The following is a 17,541-nucleotide window of genomic DNA, read 5'->3' on the forward strand; positions in this document are numbered from 1 at the left end:
CTCGACCGTCGCCGGGGACGCCGCTTCCGTTGACCGAACGGGGACTCTGTGGTGGCGAGCGTGTCGTTTGTCGACGCGTCGTCAAGTCTGATATTCGCGGGTTGGTTACCGCAGGACGGACTGTTCTGCTGGAGTGGATCGCGGGTCTAGAGATCGAGCGTAATCAGACTGCACTGCAACATGATTGCTCATAGGGCGTTCGCGGGTCACTCCCAGGCGCTGCCGCCACCACCGGGTTGTTCGGACAGTTATGGGCCGGTGCTCAGGTGTCGAGCACAGCCAGCGACCAGCACCAGCCGGCCAGTTCCCGGGCGATGGCGGTGTTGGCGACCACGGGGCGCTTCTTGCGGGCATCGAAGGACACCCAGCGGTGGTGCAGACGCCGGTTGGCTTGCTGGCCCCGCGCCCGTGCTGCCGGGCTGGCGGCATCCCAGCGCCGCCGCAGATCTACCCCGGGCCGATACGGTTGACGGTGGTGCCAGGCCGCTTCGATCAGCAACCGGCGGGCATGCCCGTTGCCGGTCTTGGTGATCGATCCCTGCGAGCGTGAATTCCCCGACGTGTACTCGCATGGCACCAGCCCGAGGTAGGCCCCGATTGAGCGCCCGGTCAACCGGCCCCAGTCACCGATCTCGACCGCCAGCCCGAACGCGGTCAACGTCGAGACCCCACGCAAGCAGCCCAACCGCGTGACCACCGGCGTGTAGGCACTGTCGGCGGCCAGTTCGGCGATCGCGGCATCGAGTCGGTCGCGGCGATCAACGGTGGCCAGCATCGTATCCAGGGCGGTGTCGTAAGCCAGCTGCAATGGGGTGGCTTCGAAGCGTTGCGCCCGTAGCCATGCCTCGTGCTTACCGGTCCAAGTCCGCCCGCCGGAGTAGATGATCCCTTGGCGCAGCAGCAGTTTCGATACCCGGTGCCGGGAACTCATCAGATCGCCGCGGCAGTCCTCACGGGCGCGCACCAGATCGCGGGCTGCTTCCTGATCCGCGCTGGGAATCGTGACCGCCACGATTTGTCCCAGATGCAGCAACCGGGCCAGATGCGCGGCATCACGGGCGTCGGTCTTGACCCGATCCCCTGATGGGCGCTGCAGCTTCGACGGCGCAGCCACCAGACACATGACCCCCGCGGCCAGCAGAAACCGGGCCAACCCGAACCCGGTTGGCCCCGCCTCATACGTCACCGCCACCCTGCCCGGCAGCGACCGCAACCATTCCAGGACATCCCGATAGTCCGGGGTCAATCGCCGTTCGAACACCTCCCCGGTGTCCCCGTCCAAGGCGCACGCGACCACTGATCGTGCGTGCACATCCAACCCAACACTCGTACGATGGCGTTTCACTGGGGCCTCCTACATCTGTGGCTCTACCGGCCAGGACCTGATTCCTGTCGGCAACCCACGATCACATGCAGCGAGGCCCCAGCCTGCCCATACCGTCTAGTAAACGGGCTGACGGTACCGCATCGCCAAATCCGATCGACGGCGATGAACACATTCGCCAAAGCCCTGCGCAGCCATTGCAATTCGTGATTGTGTGTCGATATCAGCGAAGCGTTGAGAGATTGACGCCTGCGGGCGGAGGGAGGAGACGGGTGCGTATCATCATCACCGGCGGAAATAGCGGCGTGGGCCTGGCGGCAGCGACCGCGCTGGCAACCGAAGGCCATCAGGTGCTCCTCGCGTGCCGCACCGTGAGCAAGGGCCAAGAGGCCGCCGTAAAGATGTGCGGGCACGTCGAGGTCCATCAGCTCGACCTCGCTGATCTCGCCAGCGTGCGACGGTTCGCAGAGTCCATCGATGTCGCTGATGTATTGGTCAACAACGCTGGTGTCCTCGGGCTGCCGCTCACGCGGACCGCTGACGGGTTCGAGGCGCACATGGGGACCAACCACCTCGGCCACTTCGCCCTGACGTGTCTGCTCGGTGAGCGCATCCGTGACCGTGTCGTCGTGGTGGCCAGCAGCAACTATGCGATGGCAACGCTGCATCTCGACGACCTGAATTGGCACCGCCGGCGATACAACATGTGGGCGGCATATGGCGAGTCGAAATTGGCCAACCTGCTCTTCGTCCGCGAACTGGTTCGACGAGGCCGCACCGCGTATGCGGCCGACCCGGGCATGGTTGACTCCGGTATCACCAGGAACGGCTCGGGCCTGCTACAGTGGGCAGGCAGAGTACTGTCGCCGCACATCGCTCAACGCCCCAGCGACGGAGCGCGTTCCACCATCCAGGCCGTCTACACCGATCTGCCGAACGGGACCTACATTGCGCCTCGCGGGCTCGCGCATCAGTGGGGCAAGCCCAAGCCGACCAAGCTGCTCACCAAAGCTCGCGATCCAGATAGCGCTCGACGGCTCTGGGAGATCTCGGCCGAGTTGACCTGTTGTGACTGGCCCACGGGTTGAACCGGCAACTGCTCGACGCCGGCAGAGTCGCGTTTCGGATCCAAGCGCGTCAACCCCGTATGGGGTCCGAGGCTCTCAACGCGCCCGGCGGCCCTTCAAGCCGTAGCACATTTGGTAGCAGCCGCTTTCGCGCAATCGGAAACCACGCGCCGTTCCTGCTGCGGATTTGACAACCAGCTATTACATTTTACTGCGGTGGTCAGAAGGAACGTATGACCAGGCAGGCTGTGCCCGTAGACCTGCGGTCCGTAGATGACGTGGTGACGCCCCAGCCGGCGCGAGAGGCGATGGCGTCACTCAATGTTCATTGCCTGGCCGACGAAGAAACACGTCGCGATCCAATGGTTTGGGGCGCCGGGACCTCCCACGTCCCCCAGCGACAGGCACAGGGGTGACAGGTTGTCTGGCCTCGCCTCGCCTACGTTGATCACTGTCCACAGCCGATCGGGACCGCTGCTGTCGCGCAGGGGATCGATCGACGGAGCAGTGCTGTCGGTCATGTACATCCCGAAACCGTTATCGACAGCAAACTGCCTCTCGTCAGCGATTGTTTCAACTATGGCGCCGCAATACCGTCGATCGCACTCAGGGAATCACTACTCGTTGAGACTACTTCGACGCCGCAACCGCCCAGGCGTTCATCGTCGGCGCCACGTCGACGATCACCATTGGTTCGATGGTGACCATCCTCCCCCTGCACAATCCCATCATCGCCGCCAAGTCGATCGCGACGCTGGACTGGTTCAGCGGCGGCCGAGCACAGGTCACCGTGGGTGTGCGGCGGCTCGAGGAGGAATACGACGCGGTTGGCGTCCCAGTCGCCAAGCGAGGCCGGATCGCCGATGAGAACCTGGCCGCGAAGTTCGAACTTTGGCACAGCTCCATCCCCAGCTTCGAGGGCGAATTCGTCAGCTTCGACGAAGTTACCTTCGGACCCAAGCCGGTCAGCCGATCCCATCCTGTCGTGTGGATGGGCGGCGACGCCGATGCGGTGCTGCGCCGCGCTGCACGATATAGGGACAGCCGGGCACCCTGGCTGACCAAGCCAGATGCACTGCTCGCGAATACGGACCATCTGCGCACTCAAGCCGGCTTCGACAGCCGGCCATTCTCACTGTTCTACAGCCTCGCGGTGCGGTCCATCGGCCAGGAGCACGCCGTCATGGACGATCCGAACACGCAGTTCGGTCAGAGCGCGCAGCAGGTGATCGACAACTGCTGCAAGCTCGCCGAATTCGGCGTCACCGACACCTGGGTCAATCCGCCAACGAGTTCAACGCCTACCTCGACCACATGCAGTCGGTCGCCGAAGACGTGCTACCCCATGTGGATTGACCTCTCCACCACCGGGACGGTCGCCGAGCCGTTGGGGGTACCCGTTGACGGTCATGGTATCTTGACCGCAGGTCCGTGCATCGCCGATTGCTCTGATTTCACCAGTCAATCAGAGCCGACATCTCAACCGCGCCAAGGGAATAGGAGACGACATGACAACTGCCCGCCTTAGCTGCAGCAGTTCCTCAAAAGGTTTACGCCGCCTCGGAAGAACGACGGCGCATGTCATTCCGACTGGCATCGACGGGTCAACATGGGTGATCGCATTACCCTCCCCGGATAGCGTTTATCATCTACCGAGGGTGAGGTAGGGCAGCAATGGATGACTACGAAGAGATAAGACGCATTATTGCATTATACGATCAGCTTCTCGACGAACGTCGATGGGCTGAACTTGCGGCGTTATTCTGCAGCGACGGCGTGCTGCCTTGGGCGGGACAGACGTTTCGCGGTCGAAAGGCGATTATCGAAGGGTTGCCTGCAACGCAGCCCCCGATCCCGCACAGGATAAAACATTTTGTCTTTGCGCCGGTAATCGAAATATATGGAAACGAGGCTAGAGCCTGGAGCGACGTGATCGTGTCACTGGTACCAGAAGACGGGCCAGCCGAGATGTCGTTTGTCGGGCGCTATCACGACCATCTTCGTCGAGAGAATGGGCGCTGGCTTCTGTTCAAGCACATCACGGTGAAGACCGGAGACCCCCTGCCTGACGATGAACAATTGCCGTCGGCGCAGCTGGAACCACTGGGCACGGACACCTCGAGCGCAGCATCAGATAAAACCGCCTAACCAAACCAGCGGCCCGCTAACAAGTCCGCTGTCTCAATCCCCTTGATTAGCGATGACCAACGGCACCGCGTTGAGGCTGAGCGTGCCGTTGGGCCACAGCACCTGCGGTTTGGCACCCTCGGCGAGCCGGTAGTCGGGGATCCGGTTGTGCCATTCCTCCAAGATCAGCCGCAACTCCAGCCGGGCTAGGTGCGAGCCGAGGCACCGATGCGGGCCGCGGCCGAACGCGAAATGCGGTGGACACTTTTCGAGATGGACCTGGTCGACCTCCGCGTACTGCTGCGGATCATGATTGGCGCAACCGTAACTGATCAGCACATTGGTGTCCTTGGCCACGAAGCTGCCGGCCACCTCGATATCTTGGGTAGCAACGCGGGGGGCGAACGGCACCGGCGGATCGACGCGCAACTGCTCTTCGATGAAATACGGGATCAGCGAGTAATCGCCCGCAATTTTGGCCCGCATCTGGGTATCGGCCCCGAGGCGGGCGAACGAGAACCCCAGTGCGGCGGTGACGGTGTCCAACCCCGCCAGCACGAAAAGAAAACACAGACCGAGTATTTCAGCGTCAGTCATGCCGCCTTCGTCGTGCAGGTGGATCAACTGGGACAACAGATCGTCGCCGTCGGTGTTAGAACGTCGCTCGGCGATGTGCTCGCTGAGATAGGTGTAAAGCTCCAAGCCATGTGCGAGTACCTCCGGCGTCGGCTCTGCACTGCCCGGATCGGTGAACTGCAGGATCGATTCCTTCCACTGCACCAGGCGATCGCGATCCTCCAGTGGTAGACCGAACAAGGTCAAGAAGACCTGGGAGGGGAACGGAACAGCCAGGTCTGCGACGAACTCGCACGTTCCCTTCATCTTGATCGCGTCGATCAGCTCGCCCGCCTGCTTACGTAACTCGGGCTCGCGCTCGGCCATCTTGCGCGGACTGAAGAAAGGATCCAGGAGCCGCCGGAAGCGGGTGTGGTCGGGTGGGTCGATCGCGATCGGAACCATCGGCACTGGACTGCCAATTCGGTCGAAAGCCCTTGCTGACGAGAAGATCTCGGGATGCTTGGCCGCGAAATCGGCGGCCGCTGCACTGGCCACGACGGCCTGTTCCCCGCTTCGAACCACCTCCCCGCGTTCCCGCAGCGCTCGCCAGGCGCGGGCACGGTCCTCGCTGAACGGAAGCTCGTCAACGCTGAAGTCGGCTTCCCCGGTCACGTCAACCATGGAGGTTTCATCCTCTCGTCAACGGGCCCGACCCTGCCAGCGCGAACATGACAGTAGACTGTCAGTCTCGGATCAGTATCGTTGGGGCGTCGAACAGTGTCAACGCCCTCCGACAGATCAGCCGCAGCGGTATTGTCCTGAGCAGCTAATCACCGGGAAGGAATGACCGATGCCGCGGGGTGATCGCTCGCCGCGAAGCGAACATGCGGACCGGACCAGGTCGGCACTGCTCGATGCCGCGCTGGACCTCTTCAGCGCACATGGCTATGACGAGACAACCACTGAGGAGATCGCCGAGGCGGCCGGCGTGTCGCCGCGGACTTTCTTTCGCTACTTCCCGACCAAGGAGTCGGTGCTGTTCTCCGGGGAATACGACTTCATCCACGCCTTCAGCGCGGTCTACCTCGGCCGGGACGAGTCGCTGTCCGACTATGAGGCGATGGCCGAGTCGTTCGCCCTGCTGGCGCCTGGGCTCAAACGCATCCGAAAGCGGATCGGCCAGTACCACGAGGCGGTGGCGTCATCGCTGGTGCTGCTCGGGCGCGAGCGCCGTAATCACGACTCCAATGCCGACACCGTGGCGAGGGTGATTGCCGAGAGGCGCGGGCTGCCGTCCCCCGACGGCGAGTGTCGACTGCTCGCGGCGATCGGCATGGTGCTTGTTGACCGCGCCATCAAACAATGGTTGTCGGCCCCCAACGCCGGCCTCGACGCTCTCATCCGTCAGGAGTTCGCCGCGCTGCCCGCGGCGGTGAAGTGAGGCCGGCAGCTAAGGGTCGTCAAACCGAGTGCCGTTCGGGCAGAGCCGGGGTATGTGCGGGCCCAACAGATCTGTCACCGAGGCGCCTCGCCTTTTCCGGCGCGTTTGCAATCACCCTAAGATGACAGCCTACTGCCATAACGTTGGTGGATCGCCGCTCCGCAGCGGGCGGCGACTAGCGATGAACCGACCTGAATGACATCCGCAGCTAACCGGCGGGAACGCCATGTCGGGGCCCCTTCGGCGCTTCGCCGCATAACCGCTCTCGCCCTGCGGCTGGACCGGCAGCCGAAGCCGTTCTAACATGTGTGTCACTTATGTGATGGGATGGCGACTGTGAATTCCGATCGGCGGTTGGTGGTCTGCGCGAGCCACAGTCCGGGCAAAGAGCGCGACGTCGAGCAGGCGTTCGGGCGCAAATTCCGCACCGCGCTGGCGTCGGCCGCCGATAACGTCCGCCGTTTCGATCCCGACTTGGTGATCGTGTTCGGCGGTGACCACCGCCGAGCGTTCCGGCAGGTGGTTCCGACCTTCGGCGTGGCGCTGTCCGCGTCGGTCATCGCCGAAGGGCGCCATGGCGCTGGTGATCTCCAGGTTGCGTCCGGACTGGCTCGCGAGCTCTGCGAGTACTTGCTCACTGCGGGCTTTGACATCGCGGTGTGCCGTGACATCGGACTGGATCATGCATTCGCCCAGCCGATTCGAGATCTGGTTGGTGCATTGGATGCCAAGCCGATCATCCCCGTGCCGGTGAACTGCGCGACTGCCCCGCTCCCGACGGGTCGTCGGGTGGCTGACTTCGGGACGGCGGTCGGGCGATTCCTCGACGGCGTCGACCAACGAGTGCTTCTGATCGGGACCGGTGGGTTATCACATTCACCGCCGAGCCTAGAGGTCGATACCTACGACCTCAGCGACGAGGAACGGGCACGGTTGATCGCCGACGGGATGGCCGAAGCGCGCACGAGAATCCGCCCCGACTGGGATGCCGAAGTGCTGCAAGCGATGTCGACATGGGACGTCTCGGCGTTGGTTCGGCTGGTGGATACCGCCCACGCGCGGGCCGGCGCCGGTGCCAACGAGGTCCGGACGTGGGTCGCCGCCGGCGCGGCGGGCGGGGGACGACCGGTTCCACCGCTGGTCTACGAGCCGGTTCCGGAGTGGATCACCGGCATGGCCGTCGCCGCGTCCCAGAGTTGAGTTGCCGCCGCCCAGGCTCGATCATTATCGAGGTCGGATCGGCTCAGCTGGCGTTACAGGGTCGTGACATCGGCCGAGATGCCATGCAACCGCGCGAATTGCACGCGGAGTCATGGATCACATACCCGATGGCCGCGCCGAGCGCCGACGGCGGGCCGGGTTCTAACGGATGATGATTCGACTGATTTCCTTCCCGTGCTCGAGCACCGCCCCGTGTACGGAATCGGTCACGACCATCGTGACGCTCTGAAATAGCTGGGCAGAGGTGACCGGCATCGACGCCGATCGGGCTGTCGCCGCAGCGAGCTGTCACGCTGTAGATTGGCGCGGTGGCGGCTAATCTCGATATTGACGCGTCGGGATTGCTCGACGGCCTTGAGGGCCAAACGCGTGAGGAACGGATGGAGCTGATCGGTTGGCTTCTTGATACCGGCTTCGATCTTGCCCAGATTCGCGCAACGTCCGTCCCGATGGGGTTGCCGGCGTATCGCGCGCTCGGCGATGACGGAACCTACGTATCGGCGCGAGTGATCAGCGACTCCACTGGTATCGACCTGGAACTATTGCAGCGCCTGCAACGCGCAATCGGTTTGCCCAGAGTGGAGGATCCCGACGAAGCGGTTCAGTTGCGGATGGACGGCGAGTCCATCGTGCACGCCAAAGCCTTTGTGGACCTTGGCTTCGACCCCGATCAGGTGGTCGCTATCGTGCGGGTACTGGCAGAGGGCCTGCACCGCACTGCCGAGATGATCCGTCACGCAGCTCTAGAGGCTGTACTGACGCCCGGAGCCACTGAACTGCAGCTTGCCAAGGCTTTCGAGGTGTTGGCACGGCAGGTCGCACCGCTACTCGGGCCGCTCACTGAAGACCTGCTACGCCTGCAACTGCGGCATTCGTTGGAGGCGGTGGCGGTCAATGTCGCTGAGAGGGCCGCGGGCACACTTCCGGGCGCGCGACATATCTCGGTGGCATTTGCTGACATCGTGGGGTTCACCGAGTTGGGGGAAGCGGTGCCGCCCGAAACGCTGGCACAGCTCGCGAGTCGGCTCGCCGAGCTGGCCCGTTCCGTCGTCGTCGCTCCGGTGCAGTTCGTCAAGACGATCGGCGACGCGGTGATGTTGGTCTGTCCTGATCCTGCCGCGCTGTTGGATGCCGCCCTTGATGTAATTGACGCTGCAGCCACGGAAGGCTTGCCGCATCTTCGGGTCGGCGTCGCCTCGGGGTGGGCGATCAACCGCGCCGGCGACTGGTACGGCAGCGCGGTAAACGTAGCAAGCCGCGTTACCGGCGCGGCGCCTCCCGGGGTAGTGCTCGCCGCCGCCTCCACGCGCGCCGCCGTCGGCAACGCGAAGAGATTCGCGTGGTCAGCTGAGGGCTCACGCCAGCTCAAAGGCGTACGTGGCGAGACACAGCTTTTCCGTGTCCACCATCCGACCGATTCTGGGTCGTAATCCCTTGTGTCGCAACTCATGTGCCGTCGGCACTATTCGATTGAGGTGCCCTCCGGTGAGATGTTCGAGGCTTGCGCGGCTCTATTCCGACGGCAACCGCGTGTGCCCCTAACGACGCTGACAGGCCGGCGTTGCCGGCCAATTTCGTTCCACCGGTGAATGCGCTGACCAATAGTTGCTCGCGTTTCAGGACGCTTCTGAAGCCGCGTTATCGCCCTAGCTGCATAGCCCTGCCGCGTACGGGAACATCTGCGCATACGGACCGCTGACCAGCGGATTCTCGCGGGTGGTGTCTGCCGCACACCCGGCTGCGACACTCAACGTGGTGGCGCCGACGCTCGCGGTGAGGGCCCACCTGTCATTCCCGGTTCCGGTCATTGCCGTTTTCTCCATGCGCCCAGCCGACTCAGCGAGCCGTCGAACAGTTAGCCAACCTAACTTTATCTGGCCGTTGAGAAATAAAACTCCTGGGTCGCGGTGCACACCAACACCCCGCAACGGTTGTAGAAGGTGCCGGTCGCAAGCGCGCGACCTCCGATTCCACTGGGCGAGCTCTGTTCAAAGTACAGCCAGTCCGAAAAGTCCGCCGGGCGATGGAACCACACGGTGTGATCAAGTGAAGCCGAAACGTCCAGCGGCGTCTTGTGCATCGGCCCCCGGACAGCCTCCACCATGGTCAGCGCACTGAGCTGGGTCAAGACACAGCTGTTGAGAAGGGGATCAAGGGGAATCTCACCGCGCGAACGAAGCCAGATCCGGCTCACCGGCCGCGCCGGTTCATCGGCGTCCATCGCCGCCCGCGGCGGCGGATCGATGTAACGGGTGTCAAACGGCCGATCACCGACCCACCAGCCGCCGAACTCTGCAGCGTAGGGCGCGAGTTGTTCTTCGACAGGAACCAACGACTCGGGCGTGGGCACATCGGGCATCGCATCGTGGTAGTCGGCGCCGGGAACATTTGCGGTGAAGGACGCAAGCCCCTGCATGAGCACCTCTCCGTCCTGGGTTGCGGTGACCTCCCGGACCGAGAAGGTGCCGCCGTCGCGAAGTCGGGCGATGTCAAAGTCGACCGGGACACGCGCATCGCCCCGCCGCAGGAAGTAGACGTGCAGGCTGTGCGGCGGCCGCCGCGGTACCGTCAAACCGGCGGCCATCAACCCTTGCGCGGCGATGTTACCCCCCACGATATGGTGGTTCGGTCCATCGAGCTGGGTGCCCCGAAAGCTGTCCGGATCGAGTGGATCGAGCGCGAACAGGTTCAGCACATCACCTACCGTAACGCGCACCAAGATCTCCAATTCGGCCGAGCAATAAATAGATTACTGTTTAAGCCTCAATCCACCGATGGGCTATCGGTCTGAAGTCGATTTCGATTGTGCGCCTTGAACTGGGTGTGCTGCGGTGTTGGACGTGTGTGATCGCCCGACCTCGGTGTCGGGTTGTTCCACTTGGTCTTTCGCGTTGAGGGTCGGTGGGAGCGCGTGGGTTAGGCGATGATCGGTGTGTTTCGGCGAAACAGGCTGTCGAACAGGGTGTTCCATGCCGATTTCCATGGCCAGCCCTGCGGTAGGTGCAGGGTCAGGCGGCGGGCCGAGGACGCGATCCGCGCCGGCACCGTGATCAGCGTGCGGCGGATGGTGGCGGTGCGGGCCCTGACCAATCGGGGCCCGGCGATGGTGGCTGCGGCGCGGGTGAGGTTGAACGCCATCACCGCCAGCACCAGCCAGGCGGCGTTGGCGGCGAATCGCCCCGAGGGTAGATGCGCCAGGGCGGAGTCTTTGAGGTCGGCGTGGACCTGTTCGATGATCGCGTGACCGCGGTGGGTCTTGTCGGCGGTGACAGTGGCCAGGGCGCTGGTGGTGAAGAACGCGTGGAAGCGCCAGGTGTCAAACAGCGTGGCTTGCCCGTCGCCGCTGCGGTGGTTGAGGTCGGGGATGCGGCGCACCACCAACCGGCCCGGGACCTGCTTACTGGCCTTCTTGGAACTGAACGCGGTGAACGCGATCTCGGCGACCTCGGCGCGCGAGTTCCATCTGCCGGTGGTTTCGTCGTAGATGGCGTCGGTGTACTCGATGGGCATCCACGCGTCGTCGGGGATCGTGGCGATGGCGGTCTTGACCTTCGAGTCCAGTCGCACGGTGATCGACACCTGGGCTCCGCCGCGGATCGCCGCCGACACGGTGGGGTGTCCGTAGAACGCGGAGTCTGCCCGCAGCAATACCTTTCCGGTCGACCCGGTCGACCGCAGCCGGCGCGCGGTGGCCAGGGCGTCGGAGACCATCCGGGCAGCTCCGCGTGGGGACCCGCAGGCGCCCTTGCGCAGCCGCTGGCCAACGATCACCGGCGCGGCGTGTTCGGTGGTGACCGTAGCGATCAGCGCGTTGAAACCCCGGACCCCGGAGTATCCGTAACCGGATCCCTGCTTGCCGGGTCCGTGCACTTCGATGATGGTGTCGTCGATGTCGACGAGCACCGGGCCGTCGATCCCGGCGACCAGCGGGGTGCGGTCGTGCAGTCCAGTCAACAGCCGGGCGGCAACGGCGTCGAGTTGGCGGACGTGCCCGAAGGTGAATTCACGCAGGAACGACCCCAGCGTCGACGGCGCGTAGGGCCGGTCGAACAGGCTGCCCATCGCCCCGTGCCGCAGCAATGCCATGTCATCGATGCTGTCGGCGCCGGCCACCATGCCCGCGACCAGCGAGGTGACCTTCGCTCCGGCGTTGGCGCCCTTGTCGGTGGGCACGCTGAGGTGCTCATCCGCCAAGGTCGCCAGGTCGCACTGCTGGGCCAACGCCATCATCGGGACCAGGCCCGCGCAGGACACCAGATTGGGGTCGTCGAAGATCGCGGACGCTACTGGTCGAGTGTGAGATAGTTGCATCTACGAGATGCCCTTCGTTCTGGCCGAATGTGATCCTTGAGAAATCCCATTCTCCCACCACGACAGGGCATTTCGGCGTTACAACTCACATAAATCCCCTACCGAATCGGTGTATCCAGGCTAAGGGACATCGGTGCCGCCCAGGACTATTGAAGTTTTGTCAGTAGTTTCCGCTCGGGAAAGTTGATAACGCAATCATAGCCACGACGACTGCGCCAATCCTGTTTGAGCACAGGCGGATTCCGGGGAAGAAACGCCAATGCTGTCTAAGTCCGGCATTGGTGCGTTCACCGATGGCACGCGCCGCGGTGAGCCGTACATCATAGCGCTGGTTCTCCACGTCCAGACCGCCGCACACCACCGTTGATAGCCGGCCTCGTTGCGCTCGTTTCCCCCGTTGATGACGATCACCTTGCCTTCTAACCGAGGTCGCCGACCCCAAATCAAATCTGACAGTATGTACACATGGCGCGACACTCTGACGATCCGGCCGGCGCACCGTTGGCGGGCATCACGGTGGTGAGTCTTGAGCAGGCCGTGGCGGCTCCATATGCCACGCGACAACTCGCCGACCTCGGCGCTCGGGTGATCAAGGTGGAACGTCCCGACGGTGGTGATTTCGCTCGCGGCTACGACCGCACGGTGCACGGCCAGTCCAGCTATTTCGTGTGGCTCAACCGGGGCAAGCAGTCGCTGACACTGGACCTCAAACAACCCGCGGGCAGGCAGGTCGTGCATCGCCTGCTGGACAGCGCCGACGTCCTCGTACAGAACCTGGCGCCGGGCTCCTCGGCTCGGCTGGGCTTGGACACCACCGCCGTCGGGAAGCGTCATCCGAACGTGATCGCCTGCACAATCACCGGTTACGGCGAGAGCGGCCCGTGGTCCGACCGCAAAGCCTACGACCTGCTGGTCCAAGCCGAGGCTGGCCTGTTGTCGGTTACCGGCTCGCCGGCGGAGCCGGCGCGGACGGGTATCTCGGTCGCTGACATCGCTGCGGGAATGTTTGCATATTCGGGGCTTCTCAGCGCGCTGTATGTGCGTGCTACCACCGGTGAGGTGCGACCGGTATCGGTGTCGTTGTTCGACGCGCTGGCCGAATGGATGGGACAACCGCTGTTCTACGGTCACTACGGCGCTCGTCGGTCCCCGCGCACGGGTGCCCACCATGCCACCATTGCTCCGTACGGCCCCTTCACTGCCGGTGACGGCGATACGGTGCTGCTCGCCGTCCAAAACCAGCCGGAATGGCAACGGCTGTGTGAGCTCGTCTTGGACAGGCCTGATCTGGTGCACGATGCCCGCTTTGCGGCCAATCCCGACCGAGTGGCACACCGCGCGGAGCTGGAGTCCATCATCACCGCCGCGATTGCTTCGCTGACCGCTCACGAACTTCAGCATCGGCTCGACGCGGCCGGTGTGGCCACGGCGCGGATGAATGACGTCGAACAGGTGTGGAACCATCCAGCACTGGCTGGGCGGGATCGCTGGCGGCAGTTCAACACACCGGGCGGCCCTGCGGAGGCGCTCATTCCGCCGGCCACGTTGGCCGGCGTACAGGCAAGAATCGGCGACGTGCCAGCGCTGGGGGCGCACAGCGGAACGATCTTGGAGGGGTTGGGGTTTTCGCGTGCGGAAATCGCTGAGCTGGCGCGAACGCGCGTCACCACATTGGCCTGACCTAGACTGGCGTAAATTTAGTCGGCCACCCCAAAAAATCCCCGCCGCAGACAACTCAGCAACAGCTCGACGACCTTGTCGCCGCTGATCGGCTCGGGCAGATCCACCGCGGCCTGCGGGACCCTGGTCACCAGGGCGCGAACGATGACCGCCGAGACGATCGGATCGAACGGGTAGGGGCTTGGGTGCTGGATCAGCATCGTTGCCACGCCGATATCCATCAGCACCTGGCCGTTGGCGCCGAGGGCGATCACCGTCGGGTCATCGGTGGTGTTCTCCACCCACACATCGAGGCAGCCCGAGTACCGATCGTAGAAATCGATGAAACCGGCCAGCCACTGCCGCAGCGTCGGCAGATCCGCCAGCGGGTCGATGTGGGCGATCTGGTCAGCGAACGCCCTAGCGGCGTCATAGATGTCGGCGGCCGTGGCCACCAGCAGATCCTGCTTGTCTCGGAAGTACTTGTAAAAGGTACCCCGCGCGACCGCCGCCGCCTCGACGATGTCGTCCACGCTGGTGCGCCGGTACCCTCGTTCGCGGAATTGCGCCGCGCCCGCGTCGGCCAGCGCGACGACGGTGGCGACCGCGCGCCGGCTCAGTGCCGCGCTGCGCTCGGTGATCGACAAGCCAGTAGTGTCCGGCGCCGGCGGCACCGCGACGGCGGCCACGGCGCGAGCCGGATCGGTGACCGTGTGCAACCGCAGGCTCGTCAGGATCGCGGGTGGCGTGTCGGGGAACAGCACCAGTTGCAGGAATACCGACAAAGTGTCCATCACTTGCTTCGCGGTGTAACCGTAAGCACGCCCCGTATGAACGTAGAGGTTGATCCGGTGCACCAACGCGGTCATTGTCATTGCCGCAACTTCCGGATCGATGCCGCGCACGCCGGAGGCGGCCAGCCGCTCCGCAATGCGGCGGTTATAGCTGCGCACGAACCCCGAGATCGTCGGACCCACCTTGGTGTCCGACGATGCGATCGCGGTCCACTGGATGAACATCGTGGAGTACTTCTCGAAAACCCAGCTCCACTCGCCCACCCACCAGTTCAGGTTGTCGAAGCCCACCTCATCGGGCCCTAGTGGGCCGATGCGGCGGGCGACCCGGAACAGCGCGCTGCCGCACTCGCCGAGCAGTTCCAGGAATATCTCGTCTTTGCCCTGAAAGTACTGATAGAGCGTGGCACGGGAGACACCTGCGGCCTTGGCGATCGCATCGACGGAGGTGTCGAAGAACCCGAGGCGGCCGAACAGTTCGAGTGACACCTCGGCGATTCGGTTGCGTGTGGTGGCACCCCGGATGCCGATCTCCGGGCTGGACGGGCCGTAGCTGGCTCGGCGCACGATCGACGCGTCGGACATGGTCTGACCAGCTTATGGCGGATTCGGTTGACCTGCGTCACCGGGCGACGCGTTTCGCGCGATGAAGAAGTCGCCGGTTCCGGTGATCGCCACCCCACCGGTCTGCCGAGTGCCGGCCAGCTCCACCGTCACCCATTCGCCGCCCTCCTCGGCGGCGATGTCAATGATTCGTCCAGAGCACGTCAGCACATCGTCGGGCCAGACCTGCTCACGAAAGCGCACGCCGAAGCGCCGTAAGGTCTCGGCGCCCAACCAATCCGTGGCGAAAGTGGCCAGCAGCGCCGCAGTTAGCATCCCCTGGGCAAAGACGGACGGGTAACCGGCCGAACGCGCCAACTCGTCGTCATAGTGCATCGGATTGAAGTCGCCGGACGCGCCAGCGTATCGAACGAACATCTGGCGGGTCATCGGCCCGAACTCACACGGTTGGGCTTCGAGGCCGACGTTCAGCGCCGCTGTACCTGCGGTCATTGGCCAGCCGTCTCAATAAACGTGGCCTTCGCCTCGGCCACCAACGCACCATCGGGCGAGCGGAATTCGGTCACCACGACCGCGAACCGCATTATGCCGCCGCGCTTGCCCGGCTTCTCGAACCGGTCGACGATTCGCTCGTGTGCGATCAGGGTATCCCCGACCCTCGGCAGCGGACCGTGGAAGGTGTACTCCTGTTCCCCGTGTAACAACCGCTTCCTGTCGAAACCGACATCGACCCGCACTCCGCGCGGCGCCCATCGGCCGGCGGTGGTCAAGAACGTCGGCGGGATGATGGCATCGGGCCCGCGGTAGGCGGGATTGCTCGATGCCATGGCGTCAGCGAACTCGGCGACTTTCCCGCGTTCGACAATCACCTCCCATGGCTGACCGACAATCGGGGCGGTCGCGGGTTCTGGCGATGGATTCATGTGATCAATACTGTCAGAAAATTCACCGGTTCGAAACTTATAACCGACATGAACCGGCTACGACGCACTTGTACAAAGATGACATCACTGCCAGAATAAATCGATATGATCACGTTGGCGGCGAGTTATGTCGCGGGTCGATGGGGCGGCGGCTCCGGCGAGCAGTTTGCGGTGACATCGCCGGCGACGGGTGAGCAGATCGGCACCGTGGATGCCGCCGGCGCCAATGACGTCGACGCCGCGGTCACTGCGGCCGACACCGCCCTGGTGTCCTCGCCCTGGCGCGACTACTCCCCCGTCAAACGGGCCGAGGCGCTAAGCCGGCTAGCCGATGCGCTGATCGCCCGCAAGGGCGAACTCGCCGATCTCATGACAGCCGAGATCGGCTCGCCGCGCAAATGGAGCACTTTCGGCCAGGTGCTCACCGCCATCGGTGCGCTTCGTGCCTATGCTGCGATCACCCCGGATTACCCGTTCGTGTCCACCCGCCCGTCCACAGCCGGTGGCACCGTCACCGTCAATCAGCTGCCCGTGGGCGTGGTCGGGGCGATCATCCCCTGGAACACGCCGTTATTCATCACCGCATTGAAGCTCGGCCCGGCCCTGTCCGCGGGCTGTACCGTCGTACTGAAGCCGTCGCCGGACGCGCCGTTGAGTATCGGTGTGCTCACTGAGGCCGTCGAAGAGGCCGGTCTGCCCGACGGTGTGGTCAACGTCGTCAACGGCGGCGCCGCTGTCGGTCGGGCGCTGTCCACCCACCCCGGGGTGGACAAGATCAGCTTCACTGGCTCGACAGCAGTGGGCGCCCAGATCGCAGCGTCGTGTGGATCCCAGATCCGCCGCTGCAGCACGGAGCTGGGAGGAAAGTCGGCTGCCATCGTCCTCCCCGACGCGCCCCTGGAATCGACGGTCAGCGGGTTGATCGGTGGAGTGATGGGCAACAACGGTCAGCTGTGCGCCGCATTAACCCGAATCATATTGCCGCACAGCCGCTATGACGAATTCATCACCGCGCTGACCAGCGCAGCGGCAGGGCTCAGCGTCGGGGACCCGGCCGACCGATCCACCGATATCGGTCCGCTGATCAACGAGTCCGCCCGCGACCGGGTCGAGGGCTTCCTGCAGCGGGCGCCGAGCGAGGGCGCCACCATCCTGACCGGCGGCGAGTGTCTTACCGGGCCCGGGTGGTTCATCACCCCCGCGGTGGTGGCTGCAACCAACGACATGGAAATCGCCCGCGAAGAAGTCTTCGGACCCGTCGCAGTAGTGATCGCCTACGACGACTCGGAGGGTGACGACGCCGCGGTGAATATCGCCAACGACTCGAAATACGGTCTGGTGGGCGCGGTCTGGTCGGCCGACAGTGACCGGGCGGCGACGGTGGCGTCGCGGTTGCGGGTGGGATCTGTGGCGGTCAACTCGACCGCGGTCCTGGATTTCGGAAGTCCGTTCGGCGGCTTCAAACAGTCCGGCATCGGCCGCGAGGGAGGCCCGGAGGGTATCGCCGGTTTCGTCGAGTATCAAACTGTCATTCGCTAGACCGGAAGGGCAC

General features: G+C 64.1%; 16 protein-coding genes. 8 read left to right on the forward strand and 8 right to left on the reverse strand.

What is annotated here, in order from left to right:
• Positions 1 to 262: 262 nt before the first annotated feature.
• Positions 263 to 1,345 carry an IS110 family RNA-guided transposase gene (locus ACJ512_RS18255; protein ID WP_461479761.1) on the reverse strand — a complete coding sequence of 361 codons (1,083 nt, stop codon included), beginning with the start codon at positions 1,343 to 1,345 and terminating at the stop codon, positions 263 to 265.
• 251 nt (positions 1,346 to 1,596) lie between these two features.
• Between ACJ512_RS18255 and ACJ512_RS18260 the strand changes: the two genes are divergently transcribed.
• On the forward strand, positions 1,597 to 2,412 hold the full coding sequence (locus tag ACJ512_RS18260) for an SDR family NAD(P)-dependent oxidoreductase (RefSeq protein ID WP_407685969.1): 816 nt from the start codon (positions 1,597 to 1,599) through the stop codon (positions 2,410 to 2,412).
• Between the two features lie 293 nt (positions 2,413 to 2,705).
• On the opposite strand, the gene ACJ512_RS18265 is transcribed toward ACJ512_RS18260, so the two are convergent.
• A complete protein-coding gene (locus tag ACJ512_RS18265; protein WP_407685966.1) occupies positions 2,706 to 2,918 on the reverse strand; it encodes a hypothetical protein in 213 nt (70 codons plus the stop codon).
• Positions 2,919 to 3,079: 161 nt separating this feature from the next.
• On the opposite strand from ACJ512_RS18265, the gene ACJ512_RS18270 reads away from it, so the two are divergent.
• Together ACJ512_RS18270 and ACJ512_RS18275 are read left to right on the forward strand one after the other, a co-directional pair.
• The gene (locus ACJ512_RS18270; RefSeq protein WP_461480139.1) at positions 3,080 to 3,919 is read left to right on the forward strand and encodes an LLM class flavin-dependent oxidoreductase; all 840 of its coding nucleotides are present in this window, start codon (positions 3,080 to 3,082) and stop codon (positions 3,917 to 3,919) included.
• 146 nt (positions 3,920 to 4,065) lie between these two features.
• Positions 4,066 to 4,539 (forward strand): nuclear transport factor 2 family protein, encoded by a 474-nt coding sequence (locus ACJ512_RS18275; protein ID WP_407685965.1) that lies wholly within the window; start codon positions 4,066 to 4,068, stop codon positions 4,537 to 4,539.
• A 33-nt stretch (positions 4,540 to 4,572) separates the two neighbouring features.
• Here ACJ512_RS18275 and ACJ512_RS18280 read toward each other — a convergent pair whose 3' ends face one another.
• On the reverse strand, positions 4,573 to 5,757 hold the full coding sequence (locus ACJ512_RS18280; RefSeq protein WP_407685964.1) for a cytochrome P450: 1,185 nt from the start codon (positions 5,755 to 5,757) through the stop codon (positions 4,573 to 4,575).
• 169 nt (positions 5,758 to 5,926) lie between these two features.
• Between ACJ512_RS18280 and ACJ512_RS18285 the strand changes: the two genes are divergently transcribed.
• The 3 genes from ACJ512_RS18285 to ACJ512_RS18295 all read left to right on the forward strand — a co-directional run bounded on the left by ACJ512_RS18285 (position 5,927) and on the right by ACJ512_RS18295 (position 9,168).
• On the forward strand, positions 5,927 to 6,517 hold the full coding sequence (locus ACJ512_RS18285) for a TetR family transcriptional regulator (RefSeq protein ID WP_407685963.1): 591 nt from the start codon (positions 5,927 to 5,929) through the stop codon (positions 6,515 to 6,517).
• Between the two features lie 327 nt (positions 6,518 to 6,844).
• Entirely contained in the window at positions 6,845 to 7,717 is an 873-nt protein-coding gene (locus tag ACJ512_RS18290; RefSeq protein ID WP_407685962.1) for a 3-carboxyethylcatechol 2,3-dioxygenase, read from the forward strand.
• 329 nt (positions 7,718 to 8,046) lie between these two features.
• Positions 8,047 to 9,168, forward strand: a complete 1,122-nt coding sequence (locus ACJ512_RS18295; protein ID WP_407685961.1) for an adenylate/guanylate cyclase domain-containing protein — start codon at positions 8,047 to 8,049, stop codon at positions 9,166 to 9,168.
• Positions 9,169 to 9,608: 440 nt separating this feature from the next.
• Here the strand turns inward: ACJ512_RS18295 and ACJ512_RS18300 are convergent, their stop codons facing one another.
• On the reverse strand, positions 9,609 to 10,433 hold the full coding sequence (locus ACJ512_RS18300) for an acyl-CoA thioesterase (protein ID WP_407685960.1): 825 nt from the start codon (positions 10,431 to 10,433) through the stop codon (positions 9,609 to 9,611).
• Between the two features lie 221 nt (positions 10,434 to 10,654).
• Positions 10,655 to 12,049: an IS1380 family transposase gene (locus tag ACJ512_RS18305; protein ID WP_407685959.1), complete on the reverse strand. Its 1,395-nt coding sequence runs from the start codon at positions 12,047 to 12,049 to the stop codon at positions 10,655 to 10,657.
• Positions 12,050 to 12,514: 465 nt separating this feature from the next.
• Here ACJ512_RS18305 and ACJ512_RS18310 point away from each other — a divergent pair, with 465 nt between their 5' ends.
• Entirely contained in the window at positions 12,515 to 13,729 is a 1,215-nt protein-coding gene (locus ACJ512_RS18310; RefSeq protein ID WP_407685958.1) for a CaiB/BaiF CoA transferase family protein, read from the forward strand.
• Between the two features lie 17 nt (positions 13,730 to 13,746).
• On the opposite strand, the gene ACJ512_RS18315 is transcribed toward ACJ512_RS18310, so the two are convergent.
• From ACJ512_RS18315 to ACJ512_RS18325, 3 genes are read right to left on the reverse strand one after another with little or no spacing between them, the layout of a single operon-like run.
• Complete coding sequence (locus ACJ512_RS18315; protein WP_407685957.1) at positions 13,747 to 15,087, reverse strand: TetR/AcrR family transcriptional regulator; 1,341 nt, start codon at positions 15,085 to 15,087, stop codon at positions 13,747 to 13,749.
• Positions 15,088 to 15,099: 12 nt separating this feature from the next.
• Positions 15,100 to 15,558 (reverse strand): MaoC/PaaZ C-terminal domain-containing protein, encoded by a 459-nt coding sequence (locus tag ACJ512_RS18320; protein WP_407685956.1) that lies wholly within the window; start codon positions 15,556 to 15,558, stop codon positions 15,100 to 15,102.
• Positions 15,555 to 15,989: an FAS1-like dehydratase domain-containing protein gene (locus tag ACJ512_RS18325; protein ID WP_407685955.1), complete on the reverse strand. Its 435-nt coding sequence runs from the start codon at positions 15,987 to 15,989 to the stop codon at positions 15,555 to 15,557. Before ACJ512_RS18325 ends, ACJ512_RS18320 begins: the two co-directional genes overlap by 4 nt.
• Before the next feature lie 105 nt (positions 15,990 to 16,094).
• On the opposite strand from ACJ512_RS18325, the gene ACJ512_RS18330 reads away from it, so the two are divergent.
• Positions 16,095 to 17,528, forward strand: coding sequence for an aldehyde dehydrogenase (locus tag ACJ512_RS18330; RefSeq protein WP_407685954.1), 1,434 nt, complete (start codon positions 16,095 to 16,097; stop codon positions 17,526 to 17,528).
• Positions 17,529 to 17,541 lie beyond the last annotated feature (13 nt).

The organism is Mycobacterium cajalii, from assembly GCF_045809005.2.
Lineage (GTDB): Bacteria > Actinomycetota > Actinomycetes > Mycobacteriales > Mycobacteriaceae > Mycobacterium.